Consider the following 11,716-nt stretch of genomic DNA (forward strand, 5'->3'; position numbering starts at 1 on the left):
GCGGCGCGGCCATTCTCCGTCCAGGTGAATGGCCGGCCGCAGCCGGGCGATCAACACCCGCGGGAATCGCCTGGCGGGGCAGGTCATCTTCCGACCCTGAACCACGAGGAGTTCGGAATGAGACGCTTTCGAACCACCGCACTGACGACCGGAGCGTTGCTCGCCGCCGCGCTGCCCGTCACCGCTCCGTCCGCCCGGGCAGACGGCGTGCCCTCAACCACCGCGCCACCGTCACCCAGTATCCGGGCCACCCCACCATCCTGAACCCCGGCCGGGAAGGAACGGCAGCGGCGTACTGCCCGCAGGGAACGGCGCCCACAGGAGGTGGCGCGACGGTCCAGTCCGACCCGGTCAGCGCCGTCTACCTCAGTGAATCGGCCCCGGTGGGGAACAGTTGGCGGGTGCGGGCCTACAACAGCGCGAACAAGGTGCAGACACTGCATCCCCGGGTGATCTGCACGACGGACATCACCATCACCCATCGCGCGGGACCGGATGTGGCCCTTCAGCCAGGAGAGAGCGCCGAGTACAGCACTGCGGGCTGCGGCTCTCAGTTCACGGTGGGTGGCGGTGGCCAGGCCGGCACCATGGCATTCCTCAGCATGCTGGATGTCCCCGCCTGGCCGATGGTCAGATAGTGGCAGGCACGGGCGAAGTACGCGGTGTACGACCCGGACGCCCCGCTGTCGTACGTGCGGGCGCTCGTCAGCTGCTCCGACACACAGCCCACCTACGGCTCCAGCAGCACCCTGAGGCCGGCAGCCGGAGCCGTGGCCACGGCTCACGCGGAGTGTCCCGCCGGTCAGGTACCCACCGGCGGCGGCGCGTCCGGCGGCCCCGCGGTCCTCTTCAACGAATCGAGCCCGACGGCGACCGGCTGGACCGTTCGGGCCACGAACACGGGGTATGCCGAAGGAGCGCTCTTCGCCACAGTGATGTGTACCGCGCTCTGATCGGCGACCATAACCACCGCCGGCGCCGACGGAACTCGGCTGCCGGCGGCGCGACTGCGCCGGGCTCGACCCGACGTGCCGAGGCCGGCATCACGCTCGTGCGGGCGCGGCCTGGCCTGACACTTCGAGAGACGCCCGACCGTCTCAACACCGGCTTCGCTCCCGATGCATCCCTGCGACAAGAGGAGCGGCATCATCACCGTCTTCTGCGAAGCCACCCCGGCACTCGGTGGCGATCCAAAGCGGGCGACGATCTGGTGCGCGTAGTGATCGTCCGGACCGAGGTGCTGGACGGCGCGATCGGCTTCTCGAGCCCGGCCCGTCCCGCCCAGCAGCCGAACCGGGACGTACAGGGCGTCCCAGTTCGTCCTGATGAACCTCGAAGGAGCCCGCTGACAGATGATCTACACCCGAGACATGCCCAACACCAGCATGACCACCCCGAACGACCCTCACGCCACCACCCTGACCAGCTACTTCAAGAGGGCGCGGCTACACAGAAGGTCGCAGCCACGGAGCGTCACGGAGTCCACGTAGTTTTCCGAAGCTCGATCGCCGATGACCGGAAAGTCATATTCGGCGCGGTACGGCTCCGTCCTGCCAGCGGTAGAGGTCGCGCAGCAGGGAAATCTCGGCGCCGTGATGGATCAGCTCCCTGTTGACGTGCAGGACCCTGTTCTCCATGGGAAACCGCTCGGGACCCACCGCGGGCGGATTCTCCAGGTCGGCGTCCGAGAGTTCGCGGACCCCCGCGTTCCATCTCCCATACATCTCATCGAGCTGTTTCAGCGCCTCGTCAGCGGTCCCCGCGTAGGCGAATGTCTGGGAGTCGACGTCCTGGCCGCCGAAGTGCCATCCGACCCGATAGCCCAGGCAGGAGACGATGATGTGCGCCAGCCGCCAGGCGATCGTGGTCACCGGCGCCGGCACCGGAGCAGGGGACGCGCAGTCCATCGTCCACTCTCCCGAACCTGCCGACATCGGTGCGGCCGACGTGCCACGTGGGCGGATGCTCCAGCAGCCGCGCACCGGCTCCCAGAAGTACTCCTCATCGGTAAGACCGTGCAGCCGCGGCCGCAGGTTCTTGTGCCAGTACCAGTCCAGCTGCTCCGCGAGCCGCTCGCTTCTTTTCATTTCCGCACACTACATACAACGGAGACCTGGCTGCGGCCCTCGCGGACGCCGTCGCCGACCACGAGCCACGAGCCACGAGAACGTACCGCACCGGAGATGACGCTGGGGGCTGATGTGCCCTTCGGGCCGCGCCGCCGCGAACGGCTGTTTGACATGAACAACCCGGCTGGCCGGGTTGGGTTCAATGACCCAGATGCGACAGCATCGACCGATGACATGACGGGTGATCAAGACCGCAGCCTCCCGCCCGAGATCAGGACCGTTCTCCGCCGCCGGGAAGCGTGTTGACCCATGCACCTGGCATGTAGATGCTTCATACCGATCAACCACCGAATACGGAGGCACATCCATGAGACCGACCCGCGCCGCGATGCTGGTCGCCGCGACCGTTCTGACGCCCGCCCTTCTCTTCACCGCACCGGCCTTCGCCGCCGACACGTCCACGCCGACCACGCCCGTCACCACCACGCCTGCCACGGCCTGCCCGGACGTCTCGACCGGCACCGGGACCCCGGTCGACGAGCTGACGGACGACCAAGTCAGGGCCGAGATCCAGGACATCCTCACGGACGACGACGCCGGGGCGGGCGTGCTGCGCGAGGCCAACAAGGCGCTGAGCGGTACGGCGGAGGACATGCGTGCCTTCCTGGAGACGGGATGCCGCCTCGCCCAGGCCGAGGACGACTCCGTCGCGGTCGCCCATGTCCTCGCCGTGGCGACCCAGAACGGTGACAAGCGAGTGATCAAGGCGGCCAACGCCGCCCTCGACGCCAACACCCCCGAAGCGCTGCGTGCCTTCCTGGAGACGGGGTACGCCCAGGCCCAGGTCGAGGACGACTCCGTGGCCGTGGCACACATCCTGTATGTGGCCACGCAGAGCGGTGACAAGAGGGTGATAGCGGAGGCCAACGCCGCCCTCGACGCCGGTACCGCCGAAGCCCTGAGCCACTTCCGGTGGACCGGATACCGGCTCGCGCAGGCCGAGGACGACCGCGTGTACATCACCCACATGCTCACGGACCCGAACATCAGCGACGCCATGTACGACGCGATCCAGGCGGTCCTCGACGACGGCAGCCCAGAAGCCCTCCGCTACTTCCGCACCGTCGGCCAGTACGAGATCGGCAGCTGAGCACAGCACAGCCGCGGAAACCCAACCGACCGGGCCAGGCCTGCGTCCGCACGCAGCCCGGCCCGGCAACGCGGCATACGCGGGTTCGCGCAGCCCCGCATCTGCGGCCTGGAAGTTCCCCGGATCTTCGTCGACTGGGACGCCGCCGCCAATGCCACCGTCGCGCTGCTGCGGGCAGAGGCCGGACGTGAGCCCCACGACCGGGCCCTGCGCGAACTCGTCGGGGAGCTGTCCACGCTCAGCCCCGAGTTCCGCACGATGTGGGCCGCGCACGACGTCCGCGTCCGGGTCGACGGGGTCAAGCGCCTGGAACACCCGGACGTCGGCCGCCTGGAACTGACCTCTCAGTCCCTGGACCTGCCCACACCGAACCGGACCGTGCACGACCTGCCCTCTGCACCGCCGAACCCGGCACCCCGTCCGAAGAGCGCCTCAAGCTCCTGGCAAGCCTGGCGGCCACCCGGTCCCAGGAGTCTGAGCCCACCGAGCAGCTGCGCTGACCGCCTGCCTCGTCTCCCAGGGCTGTGACCAACCGCTCGGCCCTCTCAGCCTGCGGACGGGACCGGCCCTGGGGCGTCTTGGCCGTCGGCGCGGTGTCCGCGAGGGGTCCGGTGGTCAGAACAGGGAGGGTCCGGCGTTGATGTACGGCTCCTTCACGCCATGCGGACGCCCCGGCCGCCGGCGACCTGCTGCACCGCCGACGCCCCGGCCGTCGGCGACCTGCTGGACCGCCTCGATGACCGGTTCGTCGTGCGGGCTGTCGAAGGACTGCACGACGTGATCGCTACGGGAACGGAGGCTCTGCTCGCCCGCGGGGCGCGCCAGGCGGCCCTTCCCGTTCGGCGAGTAGGGCACCAGTCCCGCGCCCATGTCGCCGCACGTGGCCATCAGCTCCAGCTCGTCCTGGCGGCGCAGGAGGTTGTACTGGTTCTGCATGACCCTGTTGCCCACTGCATGGTCACGAAGCGGTGCAGCCGGAGGGGTCGGCGGCGTGCTGGAGCTTGGCGAACTGCCAGGGGCTTGTCCCCCCGCCACTGTCCGCCTCGCTCTGCGTAACGCCGGTGTCCCCCTCCGCCCCGCCGGGTCCTGTCCCGGCCGCCCCCGGCGTTCGCTGAGATGAAGAACTCGGTTCCGGTCCGGCCGGGACTCACGGAACACCGGTGAACGACCACCTCCCCGCCAGGGGCGGAACCGGGTAATCCTCTGGGCTCTCAGGCCCCGACGACTACGTCGACCTGGTCGGTGTAGAAGGCGACGTGGCCGGCGATGTCCGCGACGGCGTCGTACGGCGCGGGGTAGAACCACACGGCGTCGGTCCGCGCGCCGTCGGCGAGGGCGAGGCCGTAGTAGGACGCGTCGCCCTTGTAGGGGCAGTACGTCTGGGTGTCGCTGGGGGTGAGCAGCGACTGGTCGACGTTGTCGAGCGGGATGTACTGGACGGGCGGGTAGCCGGCCTCGCGCAGGGTCAGGGCCCGGGTGGTGTCGGCGATGATCTGTCCGCCGATACGGGCCACGACGCGGGCGCCGGTGGGCTCGACGGTGATCGGATGGTCGGGGCCGGGGATCCTGGGCTGCCTTGTCGTCGTCATGGTCTTCTCCTCGATTCCTGGTGGCGGGTGCTCTAGCCGGCGATGAGGTCGAACTCGTTGCCCTCGACGTCGGCGAACGTGGTCCACCGGGCGCCGTCGCGCACGACTTCGTGGAGCCTGGTCGCCCCGAGCGCGAGCAGCCGTCCTCTCTCGCCCTCGTAGTCGCTGGTGATCAGATCCGGGTGGAAGCGGTTCTTGGTGGTTTTGGCCTCGGGGACCCGGTGGAACGCCAGCCGTGGCCCGCTGCCGGGATCGCCGGCCTCCACCACGGCGTCGTGTTCGTCGGCCCCGTCGGCGACCCGGCGGCCAAGGACGGCGGCCCAGAACGCCGCGGCACGTGCGGCGTCGGTGGCGTCGAACGAGGCGCCGAAGAAGGTGGTGCTCATGCGCTGTCTCCCGTTCCGAATACTGGCCAGACCAGTCTGTCTAAATTGTTCTTCAACCGTAGATCCCGCATCTAGGGCTGTCAAACACCAGGTAGAGCGCCTAATGTCGGCCTCCGTTTGACGAGACCAGGTCCCGGTGTTTAGCTGGATAGCAAGACCAGACAGACCAGTCTGGTCAATCGGAAGGAGGCGTGCCATGTCCGAGGCGCACACAGCCCTGGTGACAGGCGCGACGTCCGGGATCGGCCGGGCGACTGCGGAGAAGCTCGCCCGGGACGGGTTCAAGGTCCTGGTGCACGGGCGCGACGCCGGCCGCGGAGCCGCAGTGGTCAAGGGAATCGAGGGCCTCGGCGGCCGGGCGGAGTTCATCGCCGCCGACCTCACCGACATCACCGCCCTCAAGCAGCTCGCAGAAGCGGCCAAGAACGTCGACGTCCTCGTCAACAACGCCGGGTTCTCCTGGTTCGGCCCCACCGCCGACCTGGAGCCCGACACCTACGACGCACTGTTCGACGCCAACGTGCGCAGCGCCTACTACCTCACGGCCGTCATCGCGCCGGCGATGGCCGAGCGAGGCGAGGGCGTCGTCATCAACCTGGGCAGCATGGCCGGGCAGATCGGACTTGCGGGCGGCGCCGCCTACAGCGCCACCAAGGCCGCGCTCACCTCGCTGACCCGGTCCTGGGCCGCCGAGTACAGCCCGCGGGGCGTGCGAGTGAACACGATCGCCCCCGGACCGGTCTACACCGGCGGCTCCTCCAGGGAGCGCCTCACGGCCCTGGGCGAGACCACGCTCCTGGCCCGTGCGGCGGAGGCCGAGGAGATCGCCGACGTCGTCGCGTTCCTCGCCTCGCGCGCCGCCCGGTACATCACCGGCGCCGTCATCCCCGCCGACGGCGGACGCACCGCCGTCTGACCGCCACCACACCTACAGAAACCGAGCACAGCAATGGATACCCCCGTCGTACTGATCACCGGTGCGCTGACCGGCATCGGCCGCGCCGCCGCCGTCGCCTTCGCCAAGCAGGGCGCGAACGTGGTCGTCACCGGACGCCGTGACGAGGCCGGCAAGGCCCTGGTCGAGGAACTGCGCGGGCTCGGCTCGTGGGCCGAGTTCATCAACGCCGACGTCCGTAACGAGGACGAGGTGCGTGCCATGGTCGACGAGACCGTCACCCGCTTCGGCCGTCTCGATGTCGCGGTGAACAACGCCGGCACCGAGGGCCGTCCCAGTCCGATCACCGACCAGAGTGCGCAGACCTACAACGCGACGTTCGACACGAACGTCCTCGGTGTGCTCCTGAGCATGAAGCACCAGGTCCGCGTCATGCAGGAACAGGGCAGCGGCAGCATCGTCAACATCTCCTCGACCTACGGCCACGAGGGCGCCGCCGGAGCCTCCGTCTACGTCGGCAGCAAGCACGCCGTCGAAGGCATCACCAAGTCGGTGGCCCTGGAGGTCGCCGCCTCGGGTATCCGCGTGAACGGCGTGGCCCCCGGCCCCACGGACACCGGCATGCTGACCCGCTTCACCGGCACACCGCAGAACAAGGCGGCCCTGGTGAGCGAGGTTCCGCTGGCCCGCCTCGGCCTCTCGGAGGAGGTCGCCGACGCGATCGTGTTCATCGCATCGGACCAGGCGTCGTTCATCACCGGCCACATCCTCAACGCCGACGGCGGCCACAGCGCCAACTGACCTGCACCGGGCACGCAGCTCGCCCGGCCGGGCAGTCGACGTGCGGCTGCCCCACCATCTCAAGACGCTGATTCAAGGAGAAGCGCCACCGTGACCGACCACACCCACGACACCGCCCCGACCCGGTTCATCGAGGCCGACGGCATCCGCTTCGCCTACCGCCGCTTCGGCAACGCGGCCGCCGACCGGACGCCGGTCGTGTTCTTCCAGCACTTCATCGGCAACCTCGACGACCACGACCCGGCGATCAGCGACGGGCTCGCCGCCGACCGCGAGGTCATCCTGTTCAACAACACCGGGGTGGCCTCCACCAGCGGCGTCGTCCCGGACACCATCGAGCAGATGGCCACCGACGCGGGCAGCTTCATCGACGCCCTCGGGCTGACGAGCGTGGACCTGGTCGGCCATTCCATGGGCGGCCTCGTCGCCCAGCAGGTCGCCATCCAGCGCCCCGACCTGGCCCGCAAACTGGTCCTGGTGGGCACCGGCCCGCGCGGCGGCGTGGGCATCGGCGAGACACCGGCACAGACCGCCGCACTGTTCACCGTCAAGCTGCCCCGGCAGGAAGACATGTGGCTGCCGGTCCTCTTCGCCCCGACCGAGACCAGCCAGCAGGCGGGCCGCGCATACGTCGAGAGGATCGTGGCCCGCAAGGACCGCGACGACTCCGCGTTCGGCGAGCAGGTCTACGCCGGCCAGGGCACTGCCATCCACACCTACGGCGCCACGAAGGACCCCGCGTACGCGGTCCTGAAGAACATCAGGATCCCGGTCCTGGTGGTCAACGGCACCGACGACATCATCATCCCCACGATCAACTCCTACATCCTGCAGCAGTTCCTCCCCAACGCCGAGCTGATCCTCTACCCGGACGCCAACCACGGCGCCCACTTCCAGTACCCCGAGCGGTTCGTCACCCACACCACGTTCTTCCTCGACCGCTGAACCACGAGCGGCCGACGCCACCCGGCAGCCGACGCGCAGCAAAACGGAGGTGGTCACCGCATCGCGGTGCCCACCTCCGTTCGCAGATTGGGAAGACAGGTCGGTCTAACCTTGTCAGCCATGGACAGCAGCCGAAGAAGCCCTGAGCGGAGCTGTAAACTGAACCACTAGTCTGAAAGAAGGAAAGCGCCATGCCCAGCAAGGTCAACGCCTCGAAACCGACCGTACGTGAGCGTCTCCTGGCCGCCGCCGACGAGCTGTTCTACCAGGAAGGCGTACAGACCGTCGGCATCGAGCGCATCGTGCAGAAGGCAGGTGTTGCCAAGGCATCGCTCTACAACCTCTTCGGCAGCAAAGAACAACTGGTCGAGGCGTATCTCGACGCCCGCCACGCCGACACCCGTGAGCAGGTCGAACGCGCCCTGACCCGGTTCCGCACACCCCGCGAGCGACTGCTGGGCGTCTTCGACGCACAGGGCCAGCTGTTCACCGAACCCGACTTCAACGGCTGCGCACACATGACGGCCAGCGCAGAAGCACTACCAGGCAGCCCCGTCGAAGGCGCCACAGACCGGTACCGGCTCTGGGTAAGGGCGCTCTTCACAGAACTGGCCCGGCAGGCCGGCACCACCGACCCCGAAGAACTGGCACGCCAACTGCACCTCCTGTACGACGGCGCCGGAATATCGGCCCGCATGGACCGGGACCCCTCTGCAGCGACCACCGCCCGCACTGCAGCTGCAGCACTGTTCGATGCGGCACCCAAGGACGGAACAGCGGCCGACCCCGGGCAGTAAGAAGCAGCGGCGGTTCCCGAGCCGAGAGCTGGGACCGTCGGAGGGAGATCGCCCGTCTCGCGGCGTTCGGCGCGGGGTCTGACCGCCTTTGACGTCGTGCCCCGACCAACCCAAGCAGTACGCCGACCAGCGCCGATAGAAACAGGTCGCCAACAGCCACCTCGGCTGCTTCGCCCTCGCCGCCGCCCTGCACCGGGCTCTGGCCGCCGACCACGACGCCCGGCACACGGTCGAATCGCGTGACGGGCGCTCAGCGCCTCGTCTCGTACCTGGTCAGGATCACGCCGCAGGGAAGCGTGCGCGTCTCCACCAGGTTCAGGTTCACCCAGCTGTCCAGCGCGGTGAAGAACGGCGTGCCGCCGCCCACCAGGACCGGCGCGGTGGCCAGCACGTACTCGTCAATCAGCCCGGCCCGCATGGCCGCCCCGGCGAGCGTCGCGCCGCCGATGTCCATCGGGCCGTCGTCCTCGGCCTTGAGCCGGGTGATCTCGGCGACCGCGTCGCCGGTGACCAGGCGGGTGTTCCAGTCGACCTTGTCGATCGTCGAGGAGAACACCACCTTCGACATGTCCCGCCAGCGGCGCGCGAACTCGATCCCCGCCGGGGTGGCGCCCGGCTGCTGGTCGCCGGTCGGCCAGTGGGAGCTCATCGTCTCCCACAGCTTGCGCCCGTACAGCGACAGGTCGGTCGCCTGCAACTGGTCGGACCAGAACTGGAACAGCTCGTCGCTCGGCACGCTCCAGCCGATGTCGTCACCGGGCGCGGCGATGTAGCCGTCCAGGCTCAGGTTCATGCCGTAGATCAGTTTCCGCATGGCGCCAGCTTTCCGTGAGTCGGTCTCACGCGTACAGACCGGCGCGGCGCGGGAAACTCATCGGTGCGCGGTCTGAGCTCGCATGTAGTCCTCGTGCTCGGTGGCTCAGCCGCATACTCATCGTTCCGCCGAGGAAACGGCATCGATCTGAGACTGATCTCGGGTGACATCGCGGTGAGACAACAGAGAACCAGCAAGTCACAGAAGATCGACATGTCATCGGCGGCGACACTCCCCACGCATCCTGTGGGATCTCAGAAACCGCGCCATGTTCTCAGCACCAGCTGCATACCAGCACCATGATGACGTGGTCCTGAGACCTGCTGCACTTCAGTGGTTCACTCCTTCGTCTTCGTCCTTCTCCAGGGCCGTCAAGCGCGAACGTCTCGTCTTCCAGCATCCGCACGGCGCATCACGTCACGACAGGGGTAGAGGTTCTCGCGGCACTATGCGCTGGGGTCGCGGAGGCCGACTGCGTCGTGCCGCCAGAACGGCTCCGCGTAGACCAGTGTCCCCGTCATCCATGGCTCGTACTCCGGGAGTCTGAGGGCCTGGAAGGCGCCATCTGGAATGCGCAGGGATGGCTTTCGGAAGCCCTGGTCGTCACCGGGCGCGAAGCCGAAGCGGGAGTAGTAGCCCGGATCGCCCTCCAGGAAGACCAGGGGAACGGCCCGCTCAGCGAGAGTCTTCAGCCCGTGTCGGACCAGAGCCGAGCCGATACCGTGCTTGTGATGCTCGGGCATGACGGCCAACGGGCTGAGCACATGCACCTCAACCAGTCGCCGAGGGGCATCGAGCAGACTGCGGGTGAACATGATGTGCCCGACGATCTGCCTGTCGAGCTCAGCGACCAGTGAGAGACCGTCCGCGGGCGTGATCGTGCCCCGCAGCGTATCGACCAGGTCGGCCACGACAAGGCCGTGGTCACCGAACGCCCGCAGGTGGATTTCCCGCACAGACTCTCTGTCGCTCGGAAGTTCTTCGCGAAGATCCATGACCGGAGGGTAAGGACCAGTCCCGGTCGCTCGCACACGGTTTTGAAGCCCGAAGGATGCGCGGTGAGTGACACCGAGTTGTACACCACGTGCAGCGTCCGAACTGCACGTCACATGACCACAGGGCAAAGGTTCTCTGATGCGGCGCTAGTGCGGCCGCCGACTGGTACCGAATCCGGTATGGATGGGGGCACTTCGCCACCGCGACTGCGGATGTCCGCACTCCTTGAAGATCGACCCCATGCCCCTGGGCAACGAGCTCTGCGCCATGCCGAACGACTTCCCACGACCGATGCCGACCTTTTGCTGACCAGCAGGGGGCTCGATCCGCGCTGACCAGCAGGAAGAGCGATGGGGCTCGATATGTGGTGGGACCTCGGCGCCCGGTCTCAATGAGTGTCGTCGGCAGCGGAAGCTATCCAGCTGTGTGCCGCAGTCCGGCCAGGACGACGTCCGCGATCCTTTCCGCCTCGGCGCGGGTGAAGGGGTGCAGGCCGCGGCTGACGTACAGGTGAACCGGGCCGGTCAGCATCTCGGCGAGGAAGCAGCCGTCGACCGGGGGCAGTTCACCGCGTACCACGGCATGGTCCACGACCTGCTGGAGGGCGGCCACACGCTGCTCGAAGATCCGGTTGACGGGCAGCGCGACCTCGGGGTGCTCCCGTGCGGACTGGATGGCGCGCTGCATGGCACGGCCGGTCGTGGTGGACAGCAGGTCGGCCAGCGCCACCAGGTAGTTGACCAGATCGTGGCGCAGGTCTCCGGTGTCTTCCAGTTCCACCGTGCCGGAGTACCGGAGCAGTGCCGCGGTCACGAGCTCGTCGCGGTCGGGCCAGTTGCGGTAGACGCTCGTCTTGTGCACTCCGGCCAGCTCGGCGACTTCCTCGTAGCGCAGGGCGGCGATGCCGTCCCGCGCGACGAGGTGCAACGTGGCCTCCAGGATCCGGGCACGAGTGCGGGCCGTGCGGCCCCCTGGCCGCCGCGCGGTCACCGGCCGAGGTGCGCCTTCTGTGTCCTGCTGTTCGCGCCGTGCGTCAGTCGCGGCCCGAGTCCGGGGAACTGGGCACCGAAGGCGTTCGACCCCTGGCGGAGCAAACGGTTCGCTGGCCGAGGACCGGTCGCCGGCTCGTGAACAGGGCCTGTCCGCGGTCCGCGGATGGGCCCTCGCCTGCCCCGAGGCCTTCGACTCCCCGTTCTCCGTGACGGAAGGGTGACGGGCCGTTGGGCAAGCTGAGCCGGACCGACGACAGCTGAGGCGAACCGACTTGACGCGAC

Annotated in this window: 15 protein-coding genes; 7 read left to right on the plus strand and 8 right to left on the minus strand. The window is 68.4% G+C overall.

Annotation, left to right across the window (positions count from 1 at the left end; translation table 11 throughout):
• Window positions 1-550: 550 nt before the first annotated feature.
• A complete protein-coding gene (locus AB0D59_RS29840) occupies window positions 551-721 on the minus strand; it encodes a hypothetical protein (protein WP_362571745.1) in 171 nt (56 codons plus the stop codon).
• Between the two features lie 631 nt (window positions 722-1,352).
• On the opposite strand from AB0D59_RS29840, the gene AB0D59_RS29845 reads away from it, so the two are divergent.
• Entirely contained in the window at window positions 1,353-1,490 is a 138-nt protein-coding gene (locus AB0D59_RS29845) for a hypothetical protein (protein ID WP_362571748.1), read from the plus strand.
• A gap of 33 nt (window positions 1,491-1,523) precedes the next feature.
• On the opposite strand, the gene AB0D59_RS29850 is transcribed toward AB0D59_RS29845, so the two are convergent.
• Window positions 1,524-2,087: a DinB family protein gene (locus tag AB0D59_RS29850; RefSeq protein WP_362571750.1), complete on the minus strand. Its 564-nt coding sequence runs from the start codon at window positions 2,085-2,087 to the stop codon at window positions 1,524-1,526.
• 349 nt (window positions 2,088-2,436) lie between these two features.
• On the opposite strand from AB0D59_RS29850, the gene AB0D59_RS29855 reads away from it, so the two are divergent.
• Together AB0D59_RS29855 and AB0D59_RS29860 are read left to right on the plus strand one after the other, a co-directional pair.
• Window positions 2,437-3,219, plus strand: coding sequence for an ALF repeat-containing protein (locus AB0D59_RS29855; protein ID WP_362571753.1), 783 nt, complete (start codon window positions 2,437-2,439; stop codon window positions 3,217-3,219).
• A gap of 168 nt (window positions 3,220-3,387) precedes the next feature.
• Entirely contained in the window at window positions 3,388-3,747 is a 360-nt protein-coding gene (locus AB0D59_RS29860; protein WP_362572021.1) for a hypothetical protein, read from the plus strand.
• 87 nt (window positions 3,748-3,834) lie between these two features.
• Here AB0D59_RS29860 and AB0D59_RS29865 read toward each other — a convergent pair whose 3' ends face one another.
• From AB0D59_RS29865 to AB0D59_RS29875, 3 genes are all read right to left on the minus strand, one after another.
• Entirely contained in the window at window positions 3,835-4,155 is a 321-nt protein-coding gene (locus AB0D59_RS29865) for an aldo/keto reductase (RefSeq protein WP_362571756.1), read from the minus strand.
• Between the two features lie 275 nt (window positions 4,156-4,430).
• The gene (locus AB0D59_RS29870; RefSeq protein ID WP_362571758.1) at window positions 4,431-4,808 is read right to left on the minus strand and encodes a DUF427 domain-containing protein; all 378 of its coding nucleotides are present in this window, start codon (window positions 4,806-4,808) and stop codon (window positions 4,431-4,433) included.
• Window positions 4,809-4,840: 32 nt separating this feature from the next.
• On the minus strand, window positions 4,841-5,194 hold the full coding sequence (locus AB0D59_RS29875; protein ID WP_362571761.1) for a VOC family protein: 354 nt from the start codon (window positions 5,192-5,194) through the stop codon (window positions 4,841-4,843).
• Window positions 5,195-5,390: 196 nt separating this feature from the next.
• On the opposite strand from AB0D59_RS29875, the gene AB0D59_RS29880 reads away from it, so the two are divergent.
• The 4 genes from AB0D59_RS29880 to AB0D59_RS29895 all read left to right on the plus strand — a co-directional run bounded on the left by AB0D59_RS29880 (window position 5,391) and on the right by AB0D59_RS29895 (window position 8,632).
• Entirely contained in the window at window positions 5,391-6,110 is a 720-nt protein-coding gene (locus tag AB0D59_RS29880) for an SDR family oxidoreductase (RefSeq protein WP_362571764.1), read from the plus strand.
• Between the two features lie 33 nt (window positions 6,111-6,143).
• Window positions 6,144-6,890 carry a glucose 1-dehydrogenase gene (locus AB0D59_RS29885; protein WP_362571767.1) on the plus strand — a complete coding sequence of 249 codons (747 nt, stop codon included), beginning with the start codon at window positions 6,144-6,146 and terminating at the stop codon, window positions 6,888-6,890.
• 90 nt (window positions 6,891-6,980) lie between these two features.
• Window positions 6,981-7,835 (plus strand): alpha/beta hydrolase, encoded by an 855-nt coding sequence (locus AB0D59_RS29890; RefSeq protein WP_362571770.1) that lies wholly within the window; start codon window positions 6,981-6,983, stop codon window positions 7,833-7,835.
• Window positions 7,836-8,026: 191 nt separating this feature from the next.
• Window positions 8,027-8,632, plus strand: a complete 606-nt coding sequence (locus tag AB0D59_RS29895; RefSeq protein WP_362571773.1) for a TetR/AcrR family transcriptional regulator — start codon at window positions 8,027-8,029, stop codon at window positions 8,630-8,632.
• 250 nt (window positions 8,633-8,882) lie between these two features.
• On the opposite strand, the gene AB0D59_RS29900 is transcribed toward AB0D59_RS29895, so the two are convergent.
• The 3 genes from AB0D59_RS29900 to AB0D59_RS29910 all read right to left on the minus strand — a co-directional run bounded on the left by AB0D59_RS29900 (window position 8,883) and on the right by AB0D59_RS29910 (window position 11,432).
• On the minus strand, window positions 8,883-9,446 hold the full coding sequence (locus tag AB0D59_RS29900; RefSeq protein WP_362571776.1) for a dihydrofolate reductase family protein: 564 nt from the start codon (window positions 9,444-9,446) through the stop codon (window positions 8,883-8,885).
• Between the two features lie 446 nt (window positions 9,447-9,892).
• Window positions 9,893-10,441 carry an N-acetyltransferase gene (locus AB0D59_RS29905; protein WP_362571779.1) on the minus strand — a complete coding sequence of 183 codons (549 nt, stop codon included), beginning with the start codon at window positions 10,439-10,441 and terminating at the stop codon, window positions 9,893-9,895.
• Between the two features lie 415 nt (window positions 10,442-10,856).
• The gene (locus AB0D59_RS29910) at window positions 10,857-11,432 is read right to left on the minus strand and encodes a TetR/AcrR family transcriptional regulator (protein ID WP_362571782.1); all 576 of its coding nucleotides are present in this window, start codon (window positions 11,430-11,432) and stop codon (window positions 10,857-10,859) included.
• Window positions 11,433-11,716: the final 284 nt, after the last annotated feature.

Origin of the sequence: Streptomyces sp. NPDC048417 (assembly GCF_040651615.1) — a bacterium.
Lineage (GTDB): Bacteria > Actinomycetota > Actinomycetes > Streptomycetales > Streptomycetaceae > Streptomyces.